This is a genomic window from Archangium lansingense, assembly GCF_026626635.1.
GTDB lineage: Bacteria > Myxococcota > Myxococcia > Myxococcales > Myxococcaceae > Archangium > Archangium lansingense.
The window spans coordinates 685475-708224 of record NZ_JAPNKA010000001.1 but is presented as its reverse complement, the minus strand read 5'-3'; the positions used below and the strand labels follow the sequence as shown (position 1 = coordinate 708224).

The following is a 22750-nucleotide window of genomic DNA, read 5'->3' as shown; positions in this document are numbered from 1 at the left end:
GGGGTTGATGTCAGCGATTGGCGCCCGGCTGCGCGCTCAGCTCAGCTCAGCGCGTCCTGGCACTTCTCACAGACCGAGGCGCCAGCGGCGACCTTCTCGGAGTAGGTCCAGCAGCGCGGGCACTTCTCGCCCTTCGCCGACAGCACCTCCGCCTTCACTTCCTCGCCCAGCACCTGCGCCACGTTCAACGCCTGTGCCTTCTCGCCCGCCGCGTTCGCCAGTTCCACCTGGCTCACGATCAGCAGCCCCGGCAGCTCCGCCACGTTCGCCTTGAGGAACTCCAGCGCCTTGCCGCTCGCGCTCAGCACCACCCGCGCCTCCAGCGACGCGCCGATCAGCTTGTCCCGCCGCGCCGCCTCCAGCAGGCCCTGCACCGCGCTGCGCACCGCGAAGAGCTTCTCGTATCGCTCGGACAGTGCCGGGTCCGGCTTCACCGCCGGCTCCGGGAAGTCCGTCAGGTACACGCTCTCGGCCTTCGTCCCAGGCAGGTACTGCCACGCCTCTTCCGCGGTGAAGCTCATCACCGGTGCCAGCAGTTGCAGCAGCACCGTCGCCACCTCGTGCAGCACCGTCTGCGCGCTGCGCCGCGCATGCCCCGTCGCCTTCGTCGTGTACAGCCGGTCCTTCAGGATGTCGAAGTACACCGCCGACAGGTCACCCGCGCAGAAGTCCACCACCGTCGCGTACACCAGGTGGAACTCGTAGGCGTCGTACGCCTTGCGCACCCGCGCCACCACCTCCGCCAGCCGGCCCCTCGCCCACGTGTCCAGTGGCAGCAACTTGTCCGCCGCCACCGCGTCCTTCGCCGGATCGAAGTCGTACAGGTTGCTCAGCGCGTACCGGATGGTGTTGCGGATCTTCCGGTATCCCTCGCTCAGGCCCTTCATGATCTGATCCGACAGCCGCACGTCGTTGCGGTAGTCGCTGCTCGCCACCCACAGGCGCAGCACCTCCGCGCCGTACTGCTGGATGAGCTTCTCCGGGGCCACCACGTTGCCCTGGCTCTTGCTCATCTTCTCGCCCTTGCCGTCCACCACGAAGCCGTGCGTCAGGCACGCCTTGTAGGGCGACATGTCGCGCGTGCCCACCGCCACCAGGATGGACGAGTGGAACCAACCGCGGTGCTGGTCGCTGCCCTCCAGGAACAGGTCCGCAGGCACCCGCTGCCGCCGATCGGACACCGCGCTGAACGCGCACGCCGAGTCGAACCACACGTCCAGGATGTCCGTCTCGCGGCGGAACTCCGTCTTGCCGCACTTCTGGCACTTGTAGCCCGCGGGCAGGAACTCCTTCACCGGCGTGCGGTACCACACGCCCGCGCCCTCCTTCTCCACCGCCGCCGCCACCTTCTCCATCAGCTCCGCGGAGATGACCGACTCCTCGCATCCCTCGCAGTAGGCGATGGGAATCGGCACGCCCCACGTGCGCTGGCGGCTGATGCACCAGTCCGGCCGCGTCTCTAGCATGCCCCGGATGCGGCTGTGCCCCCACGAGGGCACCCACTGCACCTTGTCCACCTCGTCCAGCACCTGCTGGCGGTACGTCTTCTCGCCCTTCAGCGGCTTGTCCAGCGGGATGAACCACTGGTACGTCGCGCTGAGGATGACCGGGTTGTGGCAGCGCCAGCAGTGCGGATAGCTGTGCTCGACCTTGTCGCCCTTGTCGTTGAGCAGCACGCCCTTCTCAGCCAGTGCATCGACGATGATGGGATTGGCCTCGAAGACCTTCTTGCCCACCAGCCACTCGCCCACGCTCTCGTCGTAGCGGCCGTCCTGGCGCACCGGGTTGTAGATGTCGAGCCCGTACTTCAGGCCCACCTCGTAGTCCTCCTGGCCGTGCCCCGGCGCCGTGTGCACCAGGCCCGTACCGGCCTCCAGCGTCACGTGCTCGCCCAGGATGATTCGCCCCTGCCGCTCGTAGAAGAAGTGCCGGTAGGTGCAGCCCTCCAGCTCGTCTCCGCGCGCGTAGGCCACGATCCGCTCGGGGTCCACCAGCGAGGCCGCCGCGACCTCCTCGCCGCCCGGCAGCTTCGCGCTCTTCACCGCCAGCTCGTCCGCCTTCACCTCGGCCAGCACCTTGGGCAACAGGTCCTTCGCCACACAGATGACGCGCTCGCCGAGCGTGTAGAACACGTACTCGTATTCGGCGTTCATCGCGATGGCCAGGTTGGCCGGCAGCGTCCAGGGCGTCGTGGTCCAGATGACGAAGGAGACGTTCTTCCCCTTCAGCGCCGGCACCTTCTCGGCCACCTCGGGGCCCGCGGGGAACGCCACGTACACAGACGGGCTCGCGTGGTCCTCGTACTCCACCTCGGCCTCGGCCAGCGCCGTCTGGTCGTACACGCAGAAATACACCGGCTTCTTGCGCCGGTAGAGCATGCCCCGCTTCGCGAACGAGGCCAGCTCCCTGATTTCCTGCGCCTCGTAGGAGAAGTCGAGCGTGCGGTACGGGTGGTCCCAGTCACCGAGGATGCCCAGGCGCTTGAACTCCGAGCGCTGGATGTCGATGAACTCCATCGCGTACGCGCGGCACTGCTCCAGGAAGGACTCCCGGTCCAGCGTGCGCTTGTCGATCTTCTTGTCCTTCAGCCGCTTCTCCACCGCCTGCTCAATCGGCAGACCATGGGTGTCCCAGCCGGGGATGTAGTCGCACTTGCGGCCGGCCAGGTTGCGGTACTTCACCACGATGTCTTTGAGGATCTTGTTGAGCGCGTGGCCCGCGTGGATGTGGCCGTTGGCGTACGGGGGCCCATCCGTCAGCACGAAGGGCTCGGCCTTCGCGCGCCGCTCGAGAATCTTCCCCCAAATGTCCTTCTCCGCCCACCAGCCGAGCATCTTCGGCTCGAGCTGGGCCAGGTTCCCCTTCATGGGGAAGTCCGTCTTCGGGAGATTGACCGAGTCCTTGTAGTCCTTCGGGGGTGCGCCGGTGTCGCTCATGACCTCCGGCCGTAACATGGGCCCGCAGGCGCTTCAATCCGCAAGCGAGCGACCGTCGCATCTCCAGCAACGGTCCCGCGGAGGAGTCCCTCTGGGGCGGCTCAGCGCCTGGCTGGCTCGGCCTTCGAGCTGACAGGCTGTGGGCCTTCCCGGACGGCCGACTCCATCGTGTCCTCGACGGTCATGCGGCGCAGGACGATGACCGCCACGCGGCCCTCCTTGACCGGGCGCACCGACACCCGCAGCTCCTCGCCGCCCCGGCGCCACGTCCCGGCGTCCAGCTCGGCGTAGCCCGCCCCACGCAGCTCCGCCAGGTAGAAGTCCCGCACCTTCTGCGGCTCCGCCGAAGCCAGGTACGTCATCGTGCGAGCGCCCTCCATCTCGCTCTGCATCAGGTCCGTCCCCCCGGGGAAGACGGGGGCGAAGGCGGCCTGCTCGCGCCGGGCCATGCCCAGGTTGGCCTCGCCCAGAATCACCGTGGTGGTGCCATCCGGGTTGGGCTGCAGCACGAAGGTGTAGGAGATGAGCCGATCCGTATCCAGCGCGGTGAGCTGCGGCTCGGCGAACCACTGGGTGCGGTGCTTGTCCGGGGGAATGTAGAAGCCCGCCGCCTCGAAGCGGTTCACCAGGTGCTGGAGGATGACCTGGGGCTTCTCGGCGCTCTTCACCGAGCGCAGCTTCACCGGGATGCCGTCGGCCCGCATCACCCCCGGCACCTCCACCGACTCCAGCACCCGGGGCACATCCCAGGTAAAGGCCGTGGGCTGCCCCGCGGACGCGATGCCCGCGCTCCACAGCACCGCCAGCAGCAGCGCGCCAGCCCGGAAGCTCACGGGCACTTGTTCCCCAGGAAGCACGTCTGCCGGTTGTTGAAGGAGGTGTTGTACTCCGTGGTGCGGCTGTTCCTGCCCGGAGTCGTCTCCCAGTCGTTCGTGTCGCTGTCGCCGCCGGGCTCCCGCTCCAGGAAGCCACTGCCCATGCCCCGGAAGCTCATCCAGAACCTGCCCGGATTGATGGGGGCGGCGCCCACGATGTTGCTCGCCAGGGCCTGCGAGTCGCCGTTCACCTGGTAGTGTTTGCTGTGCCGGAAGACCGCCTCGGCGGAGTCGTAATAGGCCGTGTTGGCACAGTTGAGCAGCACGCACTCCCGGGACTCGGCTTCGCTGGACAGTGCCCAATCATCCAGGAGGATGCCAAAGCCACCGGCGCACTGGCCGTTCTTCGCGCGGCCCAGGGCGCACACGGGGATGGCTCCCGCAGCATAGTGGGGGACATCGAAGAACGCGCCCTGTCCCCGGTCCAGGAAGCGGCGGGTGAACTTCTGCACGGGGGAGAGCTGCGCCTCGGCGTTGCAGCTCATCCCGCCCACGTTCCTGTAGACGTTGACGTTGGTGGACTCGGAGGGCGCGAAGGAGATGGCGTTGGCCGCGCTGCAGGTGACGTTCAAGCCCTCGGCCGAGGTGAAGACCTGGACCACCCGGGCCCGGCCCTGCTTCGAGGTGCGCCCGTCGAAGTCCTGGTAGCGCTCGGTGGCGAGCTGGCCCGGCTTGTCCGACTCGATGAGCTGGGTGAGCGGGTCGAAGTTCCTCGGCAGCTCGTGCATCTTCGCGCTGGTGGTGTCCCACAAGGCGCTGGTGGCCGACTCCTGCACCTTGAGGGACAGATAGCCAATCTCGGCGAAGTGGATGCCGAAGATGAGCACCGTGACGAAGAGCAGCAGCCCGAGCGCCAGCTCCGTGGTGCCCTGGCCACGCTCCGATGCCCTGCCGCGGAGCCTTACCATCCCTCGTACCCCTTCCTCTTGAGCGCCTCGTAGACGTCGCCGGCGAACGGCGCGGCCGCGTCGAGCGACGACTTCACGTCCTGGTTCCTCCCCTGGTCGTCCACGTGGGCCGACACGAGCGTGGCCCGCCAGAAGGGATTGAGGAAGTTGGGCGGCTCCCGCCAGAAGTCCCCCGCGCGCTTGTAGTAGGTGATGCCCGCGGAGAGCGCCGTGGCCTTGGAGATGTCCGTGCCGCCATTGGCCGGGGACAGCTCGATGCCGCGGTTGTCGAACTCCACCCCCGAGCTGCCCGAGGAGAAGCGGAAGCGGAACAGCAGGTTCCACGGGTCCGCGCGTTTGATGGGGCGCTCCTTGAGGTCGCGCCGGATGACGGCGTAGTTCTTGGGCTGGCCCCAGTTGTCCGCCTCGCGCGTCACCAGGCGGTAGTTGTAGTCCATGTGCGAGGGCCAGATGCCCGGGCACTGCGTGCACGAGCCCATGGTGTGCCAGGTGGACGCTTCGGAGTCGCTGCCGCCGGTCCACTGGTGCTGGTCCCCCCTGTCGTCCAGGTGATTGCTGCGAACATGCGCATCGGCACCGGCCGTGCCGGGAATGGACGTCGGGCACGGCGGCTGGCCCCGGTTGAAGATGAGGCTCACCGTGCCATGGTCATCGCCCCACACCTCGGTGGCGTCGATGGTCGGCCCGGAGTGCGTCTTCCGACCCTCGGCGGGGAAGTAGCTACTGCCCGAGTTGGTGACGCTCACGAGCGTGTCCCGGGGGTTGAAGATGCGCTGCAGCTTCGCCTGGATGAGCGCACCCTGCCCTCGCCCGGTGACGAAGCCGAAGCCGCGGCTGCCCATGGCGGCATCCACGAAGTGCAGCTTCCTGCCCGCGTTGCGGCGGCTGCAGGCGGCGCCCTCTCCCGAGCAGCCCCACTCGCCCTCCAGCTCCCGCTTGTTGACGCCGGGCGACACCGCCGAGAGCTCATCCTTGAACCGGTTCGGAGAGCCCTTCCTGGCCTCGTCGACGAGCGCCTTGGCGAGCCCCGCGTCTATCACCTTCTCGGTGAGCTGGGTGTAGACATCATTCTGCTCGCTCGCGATGGAGGAGATCTGTAGCAAGGCCGCCTCCTTACCGGCCCTCTCGTCCAGACGATCCCAATCACTCCGGAGCTGGCTGTCCTCATTCCGCAGATCGTTCTGGGTCTGGGTGATGTCCGCCATGGCCTGGGTGGCGCACCGGCAGAGCGCGGCGGCGCTGGGGTTGGGGCAGCTCGCGGCGGCGATCGCCGCGTACGCCGCGAAGGGCACGTCGTAGGCGTTGGCGGCCCCGTGGATGGAGGCGCGGTAGTAGCTGCTCCAGGAGATGAGGCTCTCCACGCCCGTCATCGCCACCATGGTCCCCATCAGCGCCCGGTTCATCAGGGAGATGGAGTTGAAGGCGCGCGCGGTGGCCACCGCGTTGGAGTAGGCCGCGGCATCCGCCAGCGTCTGCAGCTCCATCTTCTCCTTGGCCTTCACGCCAATGGAGAGCGTCATGGTCACCATCAGCACCAGCAGCAGCAGGCTGAGGGAGAACACCACCAGGGTCTGGCCTCGGCGTCTCATCACAGGCCCTCCGGCGTGGAAGCGCAGTTCTGCTGGTCGAAGTGCACCCGGCGCGCGGGCGTCATCATCCGCATGCCGTAGGTGGCCTGGATGGGGAACACGTACTGGCCGGAGTTGACCCGGGAGCGCAGCTCGTCACGAATGAGCGGATCCAGGTTGGCCACGCGCGGGGAGGTCTGCTCCCAGCCGGCCTTGGCATCCGCCGGCATCAGCGGGTTGGTGGCGTTGTAGTTCTTCAACCCCAGGTGGGCCAGCAGCATGCGGCTGATGACCCAGTCCGCGAAGGGGATGCGCAGCCGGTACCAATAGACGAGGCGCACTTCCAGGCGCATGGCCTGGGAGCCGTCCCCTTGAGGCAGGTCGAAGTCGCGATCCTCCGGGTTGTCCACGGCCGAGGCCCGGGGCGACTCGCGCACCAGCCAGAAGATGGGCCCGTCGTGCTTGCCATCCCGTCCCCTGCCCCTCACGTATTTCGGGTCCGGGTTCTGGGGGCTGGAGCCAATCCGATCCGCCCAGGCCGAGGCCAGCTTCTCCGCCGCCGAGCCCCCGCCCCTGCCTCCCAGGTAGGGCGTCACGCTGGGCAGCAGTCCGGCCAGCGCCGCATGCACCATGGGCACGCAGTCGCCGTGATTGCGGCTGCCGGCTCGCACCGCCTGGAAGGCGGCGTACTCGGCGATGATGCGCCCCTGCAGCATCATGAAAAGCTGCAGCGTCCCCAACACGAGGAAGATGACCAGCGGCAGCGTCAGCGCGGCTTCCACCGCCGCTTGACCGGATTCGCGTCCCCTGGGGGGGTGGGACTCGTCGGTACTCATGTCAGGGCCTTTGTCACACTCCAGCGCTGACCTTCCCATCGGTCAACTGGACCGCGGCAACCGCCTGGCTGCCCGGCTGCGACATTTGTCCATGAATGGACTCGATAACACACCGCGTCATCGCGGCTTCATGCCCTTGGCGTCGAGCTGGTACTTCTTCACCAGGCGCTCGATGGACTTGCGGTGCAGACCGCTTTCACGGGCGGCGCGGGAGAGGTTGCCCTCGCAGCGGGTGAGGACGCTGGTGACGTACTCGCGCTCGAAGTTCTCCAGCAGCTGATCCTTGGCGTCCTTGAAGGTGAGGTGCTCGTTGAAGGGCAGCGGCCCCTCGCGCTGCTGGCCGCGCACGCGGGGCGGCAGGTTCTCGGGCAGCACCTCCTCGCTGTCGCTGAAGGCCAGCACGTGCGAGAGCACGTTCATCAGCTCGCGCACGTTGCCCGGCCACGCATAGGCCATCAGCAGCGACAGGGCCTCGGGCGAAATCCGCTTGCGCCCCTGGCGCGCCAGCACCTCCGGGTCCGCCAGCGCCCGCTTGAGGATCAGCGGAATGTCCTCGCGCCGCTCGCGCAGCGGCGGAAGCTGGATGTTGATGACGGACAGGCGGAAGAAGAGGTCCTCGCGGAAGTTGCCTGCCGCAATCTCCTTGGGGAGGTCGCGGTTGGTGGCGGCGATCACCCGGCAGTCCACTTCCAGGGTGTCGTTGCCGCCCACGCGCCGCACTTCGCGGTTCTCCAGCACGCGCAACAGCTTGGGCTGCAGGTCGAAGCGCAGCTCCCCCAGCTCGTCCAGGAAGATGGTGCCCCCGTGCGCCCGCTCGAAGGCGCCTGGCCGCGCCGCCATGGCCCCGGTGAAGGAACCCTTCTCGTGGCCGAACAGCTCGCTCTCGATGAGGTTGGGCGGAATGGCGCCGCAGTCCAGCACCACCATGGGCCCCTTCTTGCGCCCGCTCAGCTCGTGGATGGCCTGCGCCACCAGCTCCTTGCCCGTGCCCGTCTCGCCTCCAATGATGACGGACACATCCATGGGGGCGATCTTCTTGATGAGCGCGAAGACCTGCCGCATCTTCACACTCTGCCCCACCAGCCCGCACAGCTCGCCCTCGCGGTCCGGCTCGACCGTCACCTCCTCGTCGATGGGGGCGAAGGAGAGCGTGGAGGAGCCCGCACGAATCTGGGCGCCGGCCGAGAGGTAGGCGCGCTCGATTCGACGTCCATCCAGGAAGGTGCCGTTGGTGGAGTTGAGGTCCACCAGCAGCCAGCCCCGCTCGGTGTTGATGATCTCGAAGTGGTGACGGCTGGCCGTCCGGTCCTCGGCGAGCACCAGGTCATTGGTGGGGTGGGCCCCACAGCGCAGGCGCTCCTTGTCGGAGGCGAGCGATTTGCCCTCGTCCGGCCCGGCCGACACTTGAATCCGACACTTGCGCAGCTTGAGCGTCGTGCGCGGCGACTCGAGCACCAGCACCTCGGTGCCGGAGCCGATGCCACCGTCGGGAGGGGCGACGATGGAGTCGAGACCGTTCTCTCCCGGATTGGTGAGGACATCGTCCGGGTGCGGTTCATGAGGGCTCATCATTTTCCGATGATAGCAAACACCGCCGACGCCACCTGCCCCCCTCCCGTGGTAGGCTTACCGCCCTTCCATGCCCACCAAGAAGGTCTCGTCCAAGAAGGCGCCCGTCCGGGCCCGCCCGAAGGCCCCCGCTCGCCCCGTCGAGCCACCGCCGCCCGGTCCCCCGGCCCCGCCCGTCCCCCGCCGGACCCGGGCCAAGCAGACGGTGGTCATCCTCTCGCGAAAGCGGTCCCTGTACTCCACCCGGCGGCTGGTGGAGGCCATCAAGCAGCGCGGTCACCGGCCCCTGGTGCTGGACACCCTGCGCTGCACCATGGTGCTCGCCCCGGGCCAGCCGCGGATGCTCTATCGCGGGGTGGACATCAAGGGCGTGGACGTCGTCATCCCCCGCATCGGCGCCTCCATCACCGGCTACGGCCTGGCGGTGGTGAAGCACTTCGAGATGATGAACGTGGCGGTGCTCAACGGCGCCGCCGCCATCTCCCAGAGCCGCGACAAGCTGCGGGCGCTCCAGCTCTTGTGCCGAGGCGGGCTGGACGTGCCCCGGACGGTGATGGCGCATGACCGCAGCAACGTGCGCAAGCTGGTGGAAGAAGTGGGCGGGCTGCCCGTCATCATCAAGCTGCTGCGCGGCACCCAGGGGGTGGGGGTGATGATCGCCCACTCGCTCCAGGAGGTGCAGACCATCACCAACACCTTCTGGGACCTGGGGCAGGAGGTGGTGCTCCAGGAGTTCGTCGCCGAGAGCAAGGGCCGGGACGTGCGCGCCCTGGTGGTGGGAGACAAGGTGGTGGGCGCCATGCAGCGGCGGGCCAAGAAGGGCGAGTTCCGCTCCAACATCCACCGCGGCGGCGAAGGCCACCCGGTGGAGCTGCCCTTCTCCTATATAGAGGTGGCGGTGCGGGCCTCGCACCTGCTGGGCCTGGAGATCGCCGGCGTGGACATGCTCGAGGGCCGCGCGGGGCCGAGGCTGATGGAGCTCAACTCCAGCCCAGGCTTCGAGGGCCTGGAGCGAGCAACGAAGCAGGACATCGCCGGGGCGATTGTCGACCACGCGCTCGTGCTGGCCAAGACGCACGCGGCGACCGGAAACCCGTTACAGGTGGTGTGACGCGCGGCCGTGACGCTCGCGGGGCAGGCGGGCAGACGAGCCTCTTGCCTGGCCCTCCTGGGAATGGGCTCGCCGTCAAAATGTCAGTGGGGATTGGCAGTGGGAGCGCGACCTTCGTAATCTCGCGGCGCTCGCACATGAAGCCCCTGCCCAAGCCGCTGCAGATCACCGTCTACCAGGATGTGCTGTGCTCCTGGTGCTACCTGGCCGACCTGCGGCTGGAAACCCTGAAACAGGAGTTCGGAGACCTCATTCGTTGGCGCGTACGGCCCTACCCGCTGCGCGTCCATGACAAGAGGCCCACGGAGAAGGAGCTGCGCGGGCTGACGGAAGAGGTCCGCCGGGCCCAGCAGGAGCCGGAGCCGGTGGCGAAGCTGCTGACGACGGAGCTGTGGCAAGGCGGAGACGCGCCGCGCACCAGCATCCCGGCCCTGGCGGCGCTGGAGGCGGCGCGACTGCAGGGCCCCGCGGCGAGGGGCTACCTTGCGCGAGCCATGCAGCGGGCGGCGCTGGAGCAGGGCGTCAACGTGACCCGCACGGACGTCATCTTCGAGCTGGCCAGCCGCGTGGGCCTGAACATGGGCCCCTTCTCGGCGGCGTTCCACTCGCAGGACACGCGCAAGCTCATCCTCGACGAGCACCAGCTGGCCTCCAGCCGCGGGGTGCGCGGGGTGCCCACGCTCGTCATCGCCGGCCGGTGGATGGTGTGCGGCCTGCGCGACGTGACCGAGTACCGCGAGCACATCCTCACCTGCCTTGGCAAGCTGCACACCCCACGCGCCGGCTCGTCCGATCGCGTGGTGCACTAGCGCGGCTGGAGCCCGGGCTCGGGGAAATGCCGGAAACAGGTGTTGAATATCTTTCCGGCCCGCCCGTCTGCTTCCCTGTCTTCACCGTGATGAAATGGGCGGGCCGGTGTCCCGCCGCCGGCCCCGGAGAACCGCCATGCGTCGCCTTCTGCTCCTCACTGTCCCAACCGCCCTGGTGATGGGCTCGGGCTGTGTCGCTCACTACCACCAGCCCGGCTACTACTCGGACAACACCCCCCCGGCCACCGTCTACCAGTACCGCTACTCGGGTGCTCACCCGGACGCGTACGGCGGGTGGTGCACCGAGTCGTACAACCACGTCCACGGCTACGCGCCCTCCGAGGTCAACGACTACACGTACTCGGAGGACGTGTACGTCTACCGGGCCCCGCGGGTCATCTGGTACCTCGACTACCACCCGATCGCGGACGGCCACCATTGCTACATGCATGGCCGCCACAGCCACGACTACTTCCCGTACTCGTACACGGGCAGCTCGTACCGCTGGGACCGCGGGCAGAACGTGTACGTCTACAGCAACTACCGTCCGCCTCCCCGGCCCTCCAACTGGGACAACGGGCACGACGCCTCGCCCGTGAATGGTGGCGGCAACCGGCCTCCCCCTTCGAGCGGCGGCTGGGGCAACTCCCACCAGCCCTCGCCTCCTCCGGGCACCGGCACCGGCACGCGTCCGCCAACGAGCGGTGGCGGCTGGGGTAACCCGAATCCTCCGCCCTCGAGCGGTGGCGGCTGGGGCAACTCCCAGCGCCCGCCGCCTCCTCCGGGCACCGGCACCGGCACGCGTCCGCCGACGAGCGGCAACCCGAACGGCGGCAACAACGGCAATGACACTCCCCGTCCCGACGGAGGCTGGGACAACGGTGGTGGCAACGGCAATGGCGGTGGCAACGGCGGCGGCTGGGGCAACGGTGGTGGCAACAGCGGCGGTGGCAACAACCCTCCGCCGGGCCACGGCGGCACGCCTCCGGGCCACGGTGGGAATCCGCCTGGACAGGGCGGCGGGGGCAACCCGCCCGGCCACACCAACAACCCGGGCAATGGCAATGGCAATGATTCGCCTCCTCCTCGTGGCGGCGGCTGGGGCAACGGTGGTGGCAACAGCGGCGGCGGCAACAGCACCCCGCCTCCTCCCCGCGGCAACGGCGGCGGCAACGGCGGCGGCAACGATGATGACCGTCCTCGTGGCGGCGGCTGGGGCAACGGTGGCGGCAACAGCGGTGGTGGCAGCAGCTCCCCGAGCTCCCCGCCCCCGCCCCGTGGCAACAGCGGTGGCAGCCGTGACGATGATGACCGTCCTCGTGGCGGCGGCTGGGGCAACGGTGGTGGCAACAGCGGCGGCGGCGGCAGCGCTCCGAGCTCCCCGCCTCCTTCCCGCGGCAACAGCGGCGGCAGCAGCAGCGGCGGCTGGGGCAACGGTGGTGGCAGCAGCGGTGGCGGCAACAGCGCCCCGCCTCCTCCGCGTGGCAACAGCGGCAGCAGCGGAGGTAGCAGCAGCAGCGGCGGGAACGGCAATGGCTGGGGCCGTCGCAGGTAGGTCGTAACGTCCAGCAGTCCGTGACTCGAGGGCCGCTCCCTTCCTCACATGAGGCAGGGGCGGCCCTTCGAGTTTTCCACCTGTGAGCACTTGGTGGCGAAGTGTTCCGTCCTCCACGGAACGTCCGGGGCTCCGGGGTGGATTGCCGATGCACGGAGGCGTGGAGATCTTGGCGCGCAGACATGAAGCGTCCGAGTCTCGTCCTCCGCTGTACTCTCCTCGGGATTGCACTGGCGGCCTGTGGCGGCCCCGTGGACCCGGATCCGGGTGTCGATCGCGGTGACAGCACGATGGTCGATCTCGACCACCTGGCCATCACCGTCTCCGGTCACGCCGAGGTCTTCCCCGAGGCCGCACGCCTGCTCGAAGCCCGAGGCCAACCGGTGCCTGCCCTCGACGGGCTCCCCCTCATCATCGAGGAGCCGCTCCGCGTTGGGGTGAGCGACGCGGACTCCGTCCTTGGCCGGGGTGATATCGGCGCCGCGGGTACGTTCGCCGTGCCCGATGTGCCCGTGCGAGACATCCACCGGAGCCTCGCCGCCAGCTTCGAGCACGAGGGCTTCGTGCGCAGCTCCACGGTCGTCTTCGACACCGTCTTCACCCGCACCCGGCCACGCACCGACATCATCGGCACCCGCGTCTGGGCGGTGCCCACCTCATTCCACGATGCCCTCACCCGCGCCATCGGAGAGCCGTGGATTCGCGCCCATACCCAGGACCGGGCCCGCACGCTGCGCGAGGCCGGCTTCGTCCTCGGCCGCGTGGTGGATGCCTCGGGCGCGCCCGTCGCCGGAGCCCGCGTGGTGCTCGACCACGGCGACCTCCGCCGCATCTACTACCCTGCTCCGGACTTCCAGGGCGCCGCCCAGGACGCCACGAGCGCCACCGGACTCTTCGTCTACGTGCACTCCGGCGCGGAAGCGGAGACCTTCAGCCTCTCCATCTTGGGCTCCACGGACTACCAGGCCCGCAGCGCAGGAGCCACTTCGGGGATGGGGCTGGTCCTCACCCTGTATCCAGGCAGCTACCCTCCGTGAGCTCTGAGCCCGGGGGTCTTCTCAGGAGGGAACCTGGGGGACGGATACCCTCACCCCGTCCCTCTCCCGGAGGGCGAGGGGAAGGTGGCTCGGGTGCACCCTCACGTTCCCCACGGCCCTGACGCCCTTCAGCGGAGAAAGCTCAGGTGCCCTCGGCTCGGCCCGCGCCCGGTCCCGCCGGCAGCGGCGCCTTCGGCACGAACCAGCGCGGCAGCCAGTCCGCTCCCTTCGAATTCGTCAACTGCGTCTGGCCACTCCCGTTCGCCCGCATCAGGAACAGCTCCACGTCTCCCGTGCGCTCCGATACGTACACCACGTACTTCCCATCCGGACTCCACGCCGGCTGGTCATCGATGCTCTTCCCATCTGTCAGCGCCACCGGCTCCCCTCCCGCCATGTCCGCCACCCAGATGCGCGCCTTCTGGTCCTTTGCCCGCCCCACGAACGCCAGCTTCTTCCCGTCCGGGCTCCACGCCGGCTCCCGCTCCTCCCCCGTCACCTGGCTGCCCGACACCGCCCGCATCCCCGTCCCGTCCGGCTTCACCACGAACACCCGCACCCGCCCCTCCCGGTCGCTCAGGAACGCAATCCACTTCCCGTCCGGGCTCCACTTCGGCGCCATGTCCTCCATGTGGAAGTTCGTCAATTGGCGCACGTCCGTCCCGTCCGCCTTCATCACGTAGATTTCTGGATCGCCCGTGCGGCTGGACACGAACGCCACCTGCGTCCCGTCCGGAGACACGCTCGGCTCGAAGTTGCCCTCGGGCGCCTGCGTCAGCCGCATCACCTCCGCGTCCGCCCGCGGCGCCTGCCGCACCACGTCGCTGAAGCTCTGCGCGTCCGACTCCGCCACGAACCAGCTTCCGTCCGGCGACCAGCTCGGGTTGCGCGCCCGGCCTCGCGGCGGCGCCAGCAGCACCACCGGTCCACCATCCAGCGGCGCCAGCCGGAGCTGCTCCACATGCAGCCCCTGCACCTCCGCCGCCGCTACCACCAACAACGACGCGCCATCCGGAGACGGCGCGCCGGGGTACTCGTCCTCGGGACCTCGTGTCAGTTGCGACTGCTCTCCCGTCGGCCGCACCAGCCACACATCCTTCTGCGGCGCACGCTCCGACACGAAGGCAATCACTCCCGGCATCCCCCTCCGCTCCTCCTCGGAGAGGGGCCCGGAACCGGACGCCGAGCCACACGTGCCCGCCTTGCATCCGGCCCCGAGCAGGGCGAGCACGGCCAACCGCCGCACCCCACCCCGCCACGTCTGTTTCACGAAGTCCCGAGTCATCACAGCAACATCATTACCGGACCTGAATGGCGTCGGCGATGACGTAGTAGCCAGACGTGGTCCAGCGGCTGAGCTGCACCTTGTTCCAGCCGGCCGGGAAGCTCCACGTGCCCAGCGTGTTCCACTTGCCGCCGTTGGCCTGCTGGTTCACCTGCACCGTCTGGGTGCCGCCCGAGTGGGTGATGATGAAGGGCGCGGTCGTCGAGCGGTCCGTGGCCGCCGTCCACCAGGCGTCGATCGTCTTGGTGCCAGCCGCCGGCATGTTGAACCAGAACGTCACCGGCTCCGAGACGGCGGCGGTGGGCGAGGCGTAGTAGCCCGAGCCGTAGTAGCCCGCCACGTTCGTGGACGAGGTCCAGCTCGTGCCCACCACCTCGACGTAGCCCTTGGAGGTGTCGTTGTTGGCCTGGTTGCTGTCGATGATGATGCTGCTGCCGGTGGAGTCACCGCAGTACGACTTGATCTTGCTGATGTACGTGCTCCACGGCCAGTTGGCGCCCGGGTCCGTGCGGCTGGCGGGCTGCAACCGGCCGTGCGCCACGATGTGGTAGCTGTCACGCACGATGCCCTGGCCCAGGGAGATGTCGCACGAGAGCTTCGCCGAGGCGTCGATCTGCCCCGCCGGGAAGGACGCCTGGCTGGCCGAGCCGCCGTGCTCGATGCCCACCGAGAAGTTGTTCACCGACGTGCCGTTGAGGCCGCACATCACGCTGCCGTTGAGGCCGCAGTCGTAGGTGGCGCCCACGTGCCAGCCGCGGTTGGACTCGAGCACGAGCTGGGAGATCTCCGAGCCGCTCTCGTTCACCACGTAGTGCGCGCTCACGCCCGAGGCGGTGTTCGTCAGCCAGCTCCAGCAGCTCGAGTAGGTCCCCTCGCAGGTGTGGATGACGATCAGCGAGACGTCCGTGCCCGCCGGACGCGCATTGTAGTTGGGCGAGGCGCGCCAGATGGCGGGGGCATAGTCCGCGCTCATCGCGTGCACGCTGGGCGAGGCGAACTTCGCATGCACCTGGTTGGGCATCAGCGACACGGCCAGGTCACCCTTGGGCGTCTGGGCCACCGCACCCTTGCGAATCACGTCATACACGCCCTGGTGGATGTACTGGGCCTGCGCGTCGGTGTTGTCGATGCCGCTGTACTTCGCGGCGGCCGAGGCCCACGAGCCCAGGTCCGCACGGTCCACCTTCAGCTCGTTGGCATAGGAGGACAGCAGCGCCGCGGCGGCCCGGATGTTGGCCTCGGGCTGGGTGCGCACCGCCTCCTCGGACACGCCGGCCAGGCGCGCGCCCTCGGAGAGCTTCGCACCGCGCAGCGCCATCAGACCGTACGCCGCTGGCACGCCCTCGAACTCCACGTTGCCCTGGATCATCTCCCACCGGGTCTCCGTGTAGGAGATGCCCTTGAGCAGGTCGGCCGGAACGCCGAAGTCGGCGCCCGCCTTGGCGAAGGCGGCATCCAGCTCATACGGGGTGCGCTGAGCCTCGCTCTGCGCGGGAGTCCGGGAGTCCTCGGTCACAGCCGGGGTCTCGGTGGTGGGGGCGGGCTCCTGCGGGCCGCAGGCAGATAGGGCAAGAGCAGCGGCCAGGGTGGCCAACGGCTTACGGAACGGGTGCATGAACAGCACTCCTTGGGGGGGAACGAAGAGGCGAAGCGACTGCTCCTCCCCCTCCTGGGGGGTCTGGCGCGATAAGATGCACTTTCGCAGAGCACAAGGGAAGCCTGTTTTTCTAGGAATTCGATTGTCGTACCAAGTAATTGAAATTGCCGTCCCCGAGCGCCCGAGGGGTTGACAGGCGAGGGGCGACAGGAAGGGCGACGCGGGAGGCGGGCTGGGTTAGGAGAGGGGCATGCGTCTCTTCGCCATCGGGGACACCCATCTGCCCTCCACGCGCAACAAGGATATGCACCGCTTCGGGTGGACGGAGCACCCGTTGCCGCTGCAGCGCGCGTGGGACGAGAAGGTGCGGCCCGAGGACGTGGTGCTGGTGGTGGGGGACATCTCGTGGGCAACGCGGCCTACGGAGGTGCTGGACGACCTGAAGTGGCTGGACGAGCGGCCCGGGCGCAAGGTGCTGGTGCGCGGCAACCACGACTACTGGTGGGGAGACTCGGCGTCGAAGCTGCGCAAGCTGCTGGAGCCGTACAAGACGCTGGAGGGCTTCCTCCACAACAGCGCGGTGGTCATCGGGCGGTGGGTCATCGCGGGCACGCGGCTGTGGACGGCGCCCGAGGCCCCACCGATGCCGGGTGGCGAGATGGGAGACGAGACAGGGGACGCGGGCTACGTGGAGCGGGAGACGCGGCGGCTGGCGACCTCCATCGCGGACGCGGAGAAGAAGGAGAAGGAGAGCGCCGAGCCGCTGACGCGGGTGGTGGCGGTGCACTTCCCGCCGCTGTACGCGAACGAGAAGACGACGGCGTTCCTGGGCCCCATCGAGGCGTTCAAGCCGAAGGTGTGCGTCTACGGGCACCTGCACGCGGGAGGCATTCCCGCGGGCTTCACGGGCGAGCGGGCCGGGGTGCGCTACGTGTTGGCCTCGTGTGACGCGGCGGGCTTCTCGCCCATGCTGCTCGACGAGTAGCCCGCCTCACGTCCCAATCCCCGTGCCCCCACTTCCCCTCTCCCCTCGGGAGAGGGTCGGGGTGAGGGTGCCACGAGCCCCGGGTTCCCTACTCAGCCATGGAGATGGGCTTCCACGGGGCCGCATCCCCCACAGGGCGACACGAGCGCCAGCTCTCACCACTGTCGATCACCGGGGCTCCCGCGCGAGCCAAAGGCACACCCACGGGGCAGATGCCGCGAGTGAGATTGCCTGCCGTATCGCGCACCTCGAAGTGAAGCGAGTACACGCGACCATCGCCACTGGACGAGCGGTCCACGCGGACCTTCACGGTGGTGGAGTCCACGAAGACAACGTCCGGCGCTTCGCCACTCCGCGGCTCGTCGGAGGAGACGCAGGAGATGAAGGCCGAGGCCCCGGTCTGCGTGAGCCCGCCGCTGCACTCATCGTGCACGACGATGCAGTCCTCGAGACGAACGGTGCGGTACTGCTGGTCCACGGGCCAGAAGGGCGTGGGAGGAGACAGGGTGACCACGGGCGGCGTCTGGTCCACCACCTCGATGGAGGAGGTGCATGAGGTCTCATTGCCCGAGGCATCCTTCGCGCTGTAGCGCACGACGTTGGAGCCGAGCGAGTACCAGTCGGCCATGGGGCCGGAGACCTGGGCGGAGGTGCAGGTGTCGACGGCGGTGGCCACGCCGGGGTTCACATAGGCGGAGTTGCGGCCAGTGCACTCGGCGATGATGGGCTCTGGGCACACGAGGTAGGGCGGGAGCGTGTCCACCACCGTCACGGAGGGAGCGCAGGTGGCGGTATTGCCGGACGCATCCACCGCCGAATACGCGAGCGTGTGCGAGCCCAGCGGCAGGACGATGGCATCCGGCTGCGTCACGGAAGCCGGACCACAGTTGTCCGTGGCGGTTGCGGGAGGCGGCGAGACGCGCGCCTGGCCCTGGCCGGAGCAATGCACGGTGAAGTCCGCGGGGCAGACGAGCGCGGGGGCCTCGCAGTCGCGCACCGTCACCGCGGACCAGCACGAGTCCTGAGCCTGGCCATCCGAAGCGGTGACACAGACGCCGTGCGTGCCCGGGGCATAGGGGCCCTGCGGGTGCAGGTCCCACGTCAGCGGGTCCCCGTCCAGGTCGATGGCGGTGGCCACGTCGCTGCCAACGGTGGCGACACACACGCCCGGGTCGGTGCACAGCGAGGCGTCGTGGCAGGTGACGTCGGGCGCGCGGTTCTCCTTCTGGCACGTAGCGCTGCATCCATCCCCGCTGGCCTGGTTGCCATCGTCACACGCCTCGCCCGGATCGACGGTGCCGTTGCCACAGCGGTGCTCCTTCCGACACGTGGCGCTGCAGCCGTCCCCGTCCTTCACATTGCCGTCATCGCACGCCTCACCGGGGTCGACAGTGCCGTTGCCGCACACGTGGCAATCCGTGTCCTGGCCGTCCACCGCACCATCCCCATCGTTGTCCACCCCGTCGGCGCAGTCCTCGGCGGTGAGGATGACGGCCGAGCCTCCGAGCATCATCGGACTGCCCGAGTGCGGGTTGTAGGGCTCGTCGTTGTAGGCAAGCACGCCCAGGCCCGAGAAGCCGCTCGGCCCGGTGAAGACGTTGTGGAAGGACTTGTGACTGAGCTCGTAGGCGCTGAGGGTGGGCGCGAACTCCCGGAGGGCCGAGGTGGGCTCGGCGACATCGAAGATGACGTCCTGAGTCTGCAGCGGCAGGGGGAGGAAGCCCCAGCCACCGGGGACCTCGGCCTGGGTGAGGGCGATGAGCGAGCCGCCCCGCTCGTTGACGAAGCGCGCGAGGTCCGGCTGGCGCGCGTTGAGCGCGGAGATCTGCTGCTCGGTGAGTCCGCCCAGGGTGTGCCGCTCCGCCGAGGGCAGGTAGACGAGGGCGAAGCGGTTGAAGTCCACCTTCGCGATGTCCCCGGCCGCGCGCACGTGGGTGACGCGGGCGTTGGGACCACCATAGGTGGGGCTGTTCCAGCCGTTGAAGGCGGCGAGCGCCTGCGCACCATTGACGCCGATGGCGAGGATGCCCTGGCCGCCCGAGCGCGAGCGGGAGAGCGCGGCGCGGAAGAGCGAGGGATAGAGGCCGCCGCAGCGGTTCTCCTCGCAATGCCACAAGTCATCGGCGTCATCGCCCGTCACGACGACAAATCCACCCCGCCTGGGCCCAGAAGGAGGCTCGGAGGAGGTGGGAACCCCGGGAGCAGGCCGCGGGGTTCCGCGAGGGTTCTCCACCTCAGGCGCGGACTCGTCCAGGGAGGGCGACTTCGGCTCCACGTAGTAACCACCGCAGCCGGACACGAGACCGATGAGCGTCAGGAGCGAGACACCGAAGCGGGTGAAGGCACCGAGCGAGCGAGCAGGCTGACACGAAACGCGCATGAAGATTCCCCAGCGTGGGCAACGAAGCACCCAGGCTGGGCAAATCAGTAGTGACGCCGTGCCCAGAACGAGGAGCGTGCGCGCGGTGCAATGTCTAGAGAGAGCGCACCGGACGTCCGCTCCGCGACGGACACAGCAGGGCTCCCGTCCACCAGCAACGGTCCCCCTGCCCCGTGGGGCCGTGGCACTGTCACGGACGAACGCTTCTCACGCAGAGCCAATCCGAGGGAGACGCCCTCCCTCGTCACCCAGCTCTGTCAGGAAACCACGCGCTTCCACGTCCCGGGCGATACTCTCTCGCCCCGCCCCGGAGACTCCCCATGCTGAAGAAGGACCTGCACGAGGCCAACCGCCTCTCCTGGAACGCCGCCACCCGCGCCCATAACAGCCACAAGGGCGACCAGGCCCGCTTCCTCCGCGAGGGCGGCTCCACCCTCTTCCCCGAGGAGCTCGAGCTGCTCGGGGAGCTGCGCGGACGCTCGGTCCTCCACCTCCAGTGCAACTCCGGCCAGGACACCCTCAGCATCGCCGCCCGCGGGGCCCAGGTCACCGGCGTGGACATCAGCGATGAGGCCATCGACTTCGCCCGCGCCCTGTCCGCCGGCTCCGGCCTCCCCGGCACCTTCGAGCGCTCCGACGTCTACGACTGGCTCGCCTCCGCGCCCCCGGCCCGCTTCGACCTCGTCTTCTGCTCCTACGGCGTCATCGGCTGGCTCTCCGACCTGAAACCCTGGGCCGAGGGCATCTCCCGCGTCCTCAAGCCCGGCGGTCGCTTCGTCCTCGTCGAGTTCCACCCCGTCCTCTGGCTCTTCGACGACAAGCTGCGCCTCGCCTACCCCTATGGTGGCGGCCACCACGTCCCCGAGGCCGTCGGCGTGGGGGACTACGTCGCCCTGTCCGGTGAGGGCCTGGTGCCCTGGGGCTTCGAGGAGGGGGTGCGCAACTTCAAGAATCCCAACCCGTGCCACAGCTTCCAGTGGGGAGTGGGCGAGGTCATCAATTCCTTCCTCCGCAGCGGGCTCATGCTCGAGCGGCTGGAGGAGTACTGCTACGCCAACGGCTGCAAGATGATCGAGGGCATGCGCGAAGCCCCCGGTCACCGCTACCTGCTGCCCGAGGGCGTCCCCGAGCTGCCCCTGATGCTCGGGCTGTCCGTCCGCAAGGCGGGGTAACTACAGCTCCACCTGCGCGCCCAGCTCCACCACCCGGTTGGGCGGAATCCGGAAGTACGCCGTCGCGCTGCGCGCGTTGCGCGACATCCACGAGAACAGTGCCTCGCGCCACATCGCCATTCCCGGCTTCTTGCTGGGAATGAGCGTCTCGCGGCCCAGGAAGAACGACGTCCCCATCAGGTTGAACTGCAGCCCCTTCTCTCGGGCCCGCTTGAGGATGTCCGGGATGCTCGGGTTCTCCATGAAGCCGTAGCGGGCAATCACTCGCACGAAGCCCTCCTCCAGCTTGATGACCTCCACCCGCTCCTCGGGCGGCACGTGCGGCACCTCCTCCGAGGCGATGGTCAGCAACATCACCTGCTCGTGCAGCACCTTGTTGTGCTTGAGGTTGTGCAGCAGCGCCGGCGGCGTGCCCTCCGGGTTGCCCGTCATGAAGATGGCCGTGCCCGGCACTCGCACCGGCGGGTGGTCCCCGAAGCTCTCCAGCAGCTGCTTCAGCGGGATGCTGCTACCTCGCAGCCGGTTGGCCAGGATGTCCCGCCCCTTCTTCCACGTCGTCATCAGCGTGAAGACGCACAGCGCCATCAGCAGCGGGAACCAGCCGCCCGCGGCGATCTTCACCAGGTTGGACCCCCAGAAGGACAGGTCCACCACCAGGAACAGCGCCGCCACCGGCAACGCCACCGCCCGCGACACGTTCCAGCGCTCGCGCGCCACCACGTACGCCAGCACCGTGGTGATGGTCATCGTCGTCGTCACCGAGATGCCGTACGCCGCCGCCAGGTTGCTGGACGACTTGAAGCCCAGCACCAGCAGGATGATGCCCACCAGCAGCGCCAGGTTGATGCCCGGCAGGTAGATCTGCCCCCGCTCCTCCGCCGAGGTGTGCACCACCTCCAGGCGCGGCGTGTAGCCCAGCTGAATCGCCTGCTGGGTGAGCGAGAACGCCCCCGAGATGAGCGCCTGCGAGGCGATGACCGTCGCCCCCGTGGCCAGCACCACCAGCGGGTAGAGCGCCCAGCTCGGCGCCAGGTGGAAGAAGGGGTTGGACGCCTTGCTGGGGTCCCTCAGCAGCAGCGCCCCCTGCCCCATGTAGTTGAGCATCAGCGCCGGCAGCACCACCACGAACCACGCCCACCGGATGGGCCTCCAGCCGAAGTGGCCCATGTCCGCGTAGAGCGCCTCGCCGCCCGTCACCACCAGGAACACCGAGCCCAGCACCAGGAAGCCGTGCCCCTGGTTGTGGATGAAGAAGCGCACCGCTTGGATCGGCGAAATAGCCCAGATCACCGCCGGGTACGTCACCAGCTCCTTGATGCCCAGCACCGCCAGCGTGAGGAACCACACCAGCATGAAGGGCCCGAAGATGGCGCCAATCCCCGCCGTCCCGTGCCGCTGAATCATGAACAGGCCCACCAGGATGGCGATGGTCAGCGGCTGGATGTACGGCTCGAAGAACGGCGTGGCCACGCTCAGGCCCTCCACCGCGCTCAGCACCGAGATGGCCGGGGTAATCAGCCCGTCCCCGTACAGCAGCGCCGCCCCAAAGACGCCTAGCGTCACCACCACCGGCCGGACCTTCACCTCCTCGCCCCGCTTGCGCTGCATCGCCAGCGCCATCAGCGCCAGAATCCCGCCCTCGCCCCGGTTGTCCGCCCTCATCACGAAGACGAGGTATTTCACCGACACCACAATGATGAGTGCCCAGAAGACGAGCGACAGCACCCCCAGCACGTTGTCGTGCGTGGGCTGCACGCCGTGCGAGCCGCTGAAGCACTCGCGCAGCGCGTACAGCGGGCTGGTACCGATGTCTCCGTAGACGATGCCCAACGCGCCCAGCGCCAGCGTGGCAACACGTTTGGACGTATCCGCGGCTACCGGTACGGCGGGGGTGGAGCGTGACGGTGCACTCATAAGGCGCCTCCTCTAGCCCAACCCCAGCCCGGGAACAGCCCTTTGACACCCTCTCATCATCAAGAATTCATGAATTCCACGAATTCAAATCGCCAATCCACACTCCCAGTCGAACAAAACACACACCACGAGTCCCATACTCTCCCTGTATGGGCCGCTCATGACTGTGGGAGCAGGGTCTCATCCGTCGGGAATTCATCGTTTGGCCGGTAG

The 22750-nt window shown here is 68.5% G+C and carries 16 protein-coding genes; 6 read left to right on the top strand and 10 right to left on the bottom strand.

The annotated features are described in order from the left end of the window. Window positions 1-41 precede the first annotated feature (41 nt). From ileS to OV287_RS02750, 6 genes are all read right to left on the bottom strand, one after another. Complete coding sequence (ileS, locus tag OV287_RS02775; RefSeq protein ID WP_267532404.1) at window positions 42-2936, bottom strand: isoleucine--tRNA ligase; 2895 nt, start codon at window positions 2934-2936, stop codon at window positions 42-44. 101 nt (window positions 2937-3037) lie between these two features. Then, the gene (locus OV287_RS02770; RefSeq protein ID WP_267532403.1) at window positions 3038-3769 is read right to left on the bottom strand and encodes a hypothetical protein; all 732 of its coding nucleotides are present in this window, start codon (window positions 3767-3769) and stop codon (window positions 3038-3040) included. Beyond that, window positions 3766-4719, bottom strand: coding sequence for a hypothetical protein (locus OV287_RS02765; RefSeq protein ID WP_267532402.1), 954 nt, complete (start codon window positions 4717-4719; stop codon window positions 3766-3768). The genes OV287_RS02770 and OV287_RS02765 overlap by 4 nt, the downstream gene beginning before the upstream one ends. Next, window positions 4713-6308, bottom strand: a complete 1596-nt coding sequence (locus tag OV287_RS02760) for a pilus assembly protein TadG-related protein (RefSeq protein WP_267532401.1) — start codon at window positions 6306-6308, stop codon at window positions 4713-4715. Before OV287_RS02760 ends, OV287_RS02765 begins: the two co-directional genes overlap by 7 nt. Further along, window positions 6308-7123 (bottom strand): TadE family protein, encoded by an 816-nt coding sequence (locus OV287_RS02755; protein ID WP_267532400.1) that lies wholly within the window; start codon window positions 7121-7123, stop codon window positions 6308-6310. The genes OV287_RS02760 and OV287_RS02755 overlap by 1 nt, the downstream gene beginning before the upstream one ends. A gap of 117 nt (window positions 7124-7240) precedes the next feature. Then, the gene (locus tag OV287_RS02750; RefSeq protein ID WP_267542278.1) at window positions 7241-8692 is read right to left on the bottom strand and encodes a sigma 54-interacting transcriptional regulator; all 1452 of its coding nucleotides are present in this window, start codon (window positions 8690-8692) and stop codon (window positions 7241-7243) included. 70 nt (window positions 8693-8762) lie between these two features. On the opposite strand from OV287_RS02750, the gene OV287_RS02745 reads away from it, so the two are divergent. From OV287_RS02745 to OV287_RS02730, 4 genes are all read left to right on the top strand, one after another. Continuing rightward, complete coding sequence (locus OV287_RS02745; RefSeq protein WP_267532399.1) at window positions 8763-9803, top strand: ATP-grasp domain-containing protein; 1041 nt, start codon at window positions 8763-8765, stop codon at window positions 9801-9803. A gap of 137 nt (window positions 9804-9940) precedes the next feature. Further along, on the top strand, window positions 9941-10612 hold the full coding sequence (locus OV287_RS02740; protein ID WP_267532398.1) for a DsbA family oxidoreductase: 672 nt from the start codon (window positions 9941-9943) through the stop codon (window positions 10610-10612). Between the two features lie 136 nt (window positions 10613-10748). Then, the gene (locus OV287_RS02735; RefSeq protein ID WP_267532397.1) at window positions 10749-12167 is read left to right on the top strand and encodes a hypothetical protein; all 1419 of its coding nucleotides are present in this window, start codon (window positions 10749-10751) and stop codon (window positions 12165-12167) included. A 182-nt stretch (window positions 12168-12349) separates the two neighbouring features. Further along, the gene (locus OV287_RS02730; RefSeq protein WP_267532396.1) at window positions 12350-13204 is read left to right on the top strand and encodes a carboxypeptidase-like regulatory domain-containing protein; all 855 of its coding nucleotides are present in this window, start codon (window positions 12350-12352) and stop codon (window positions 13202-13204) included. 142 nt (window positions 13205-13346) lie between these two features. Here OV287_RS02730 and OV287_RS02725 read toward each other — a convergent pair whose 3' ends face one another. Then, window positions 13347-14489, bottom strand: coding sequence for a TolB family protein (locus OV287_RS02725; RefSeq protein ID WP_267532395.1), 1143 nt, complete (start codon window positions 14487-14489; stop codon window positions 13347-13349). Window positions 14490-14502: 13 nt separating this feature from the next. Further along, on the bottom strand, window positions 14503-16104 hold the full coding sequence (locus OV287_RS02720) for a golvesin C-terminal-like domain-containing protein (RefSeq protein WP_267532394.1): 1602 nt from the start codon (window positions 16102-16104) through the stop codon (window positions 14503-14505). Between the two features lie 232 nt (window positions 16105-16336). Here OV287_RS02720 and OV287_RS02715 point away from each other — a divergent pair, with 232 nt between their 5' ends. Beyond that, on the top strand, window positions 16337-17071 hold the full coding sequence (locus tag OV287_RS02715) for a metallophosphoesterase (protein WP_267532393.1): 735 nt from the start codon (window positions 16337-16339) through the stop codon (window positions 17069-17071). Between the two features lie 88 nt (window positions 17072-17159). Here OV287_RS02715 and OV287_RS02710 read toward each other — a convergent pair whose 3' ends face one another. Continuing rightward, window positions 17160-19451, bottom strand: coding sequence for an HYR domain-containing protein (locus OV287_RS02710; RefSeq protein WP_267532392.1), 2292 nt, complete (start codon window positions 19449-19451; stop codon window positions 17160-17162). A gap of 320 nt (window positions 19452-19771) precedes the next feature. Between OV287_RS02710 and OV287_RS02705 the strand changes: the two genes are divergently transcribed. Beyond that, a complete protein-coding gene (locus tag OV287_RS02705) occupies window positions 19772-20623 on the top strand; it encodes a class I SAM-dependent methyltransferase (protein ID WP_267532391.1) in 852 nt (283 codons plus the stop codon). On the opposite strand, the gene OV287_RS02700 is transcribed toward OV287_RS02705, so the two are convergent. Beyond that, window positions 20624-22537, bottom strand: a complete 1914-nt coding sequence (locus tag OV287_RS02700; RefSeq protein ID WP_267532390.1) for a potassium transporter Kup — start codon at window positions 22535-22537, stop codon at window positions 20624-20626. Window positions 22538-22750 lie beyond the last annotated feature (213 nt).

What these genes read in the sequence shown, in the direction of transcription:
- OV287_RS02720 (WP_267532394.1), bottom strand. Translation starts at nt 16,104, where the DNA reads ATGCACCCGTTCCGTAAGCCGTTGGCCACCCTGGCCGCTGCTCTTGCC.
- OV287_RS02700 (WP_267532390.1), bottom strand. Translation starts at nt 22,537, where the DNA reads ATGAGTGCACCGTCACGCTCCACCCCCGCCGTACCGGTAGCCGCGGAT.
- OV287_RS02745 (WP_267532399.1), top strand. Translation starts at nt 8,763, where the DNA reads ATGCCCACCAAGAAGGTCTCGTCCAAGAAGGCGCCCGTCCGGGCCCGC.
- OV287_RS02705 (WP_267532391.1), top strand. Translation starts at nt 19,772, where the DNA reads ATGCTGAAGAAGGACCTGCACGAGGCCAACCGCCTCTCCTGGAACGCC.
- OV287_RS02765 (WP_267532402.1), bottom strand. Translation starts at nt 4,719, where the DNA reads ATGGTAAGGCTCCGCGGCAGGGCATCGGAGCGTGGCCAGGGCACCACG.
- OV287_RS02725 (WP_267532395.1), bottom strand. Translation starts at nt 14,489, where the DNA reads ATGACTCGGGACTTCGTGAAACAGACGTGGCGGGGTGGGGTGCGGCGG.
- OV287_RS02750 (WP_267542278.1), bottom strand. Translation starts at nt 8,692, where the DNA reads ATGAGCCCTCATGAACCGCACCCGGACGATGTCCTCACCAATCCGGGA.
- ileS (WP_267532404.1), bottom strand. Translation starts at nt 2,936, where the DNA reads ATGAGCGACACCGGCGCACCCCCGAAGGACTACAAGGACTCGGTCAAT.
- OV287_RS02730 (WP_267532396.1), top strand. Translation starts at nt 12,350, where the DNA reads ATGAAGCGTCCGAGTCTCGTCCTCCGCTGTACTCTCCTCGGGATTGCA.
- OV287_RS02760 (WP_267532401.1), bottom strand. Translation starts at nt 6,308, where the DNA reads ATGAGACGCCGAGGCCAGACCCTGGTGGTGTTCTCCCTCAGCCTGCTG.
- OV287_RS02735 (WP_267532397.1), top strand. Translation starts at nt 10,749, where the DNA reads ATGCGTCGCCTTCTGCTCCTCACTGTCCCAACCGCCCTGGTGATGGGC.
- OV287_RS02755 (WP_267532400.1), bottom strand. Translation starts at nt 7,123, where the DNA reads ATGAGTACCGACGAGTCCCACCCCCCCAGGGGACGCGAATCCGGTCAA.
- OV287_RS02740 (WP_267532398.1), top strand. Translation starts at nt 9,941, where the DNA reads ATGAAGCCCCTGCCCAAGCCGCTGCAGATCACCGTCTACCAGGATGTG.
- OV287_RS02710 (WP_267532392.1), bottom strand. Translation starts at nt 19,451, where the DNA reads ATGCGCGTTTCGTGTCAGCCTGCTCGCTCGCTCGGTGCCTTCACCCGC.
- OV287_RS02715 (WP_267532393.1), top strand. Translation starts at nt 16,337, where the DNA reads ATGCGTCTCTTCGCCATCGGGGACACCCATCTGCCCTCCACGCGCAAC.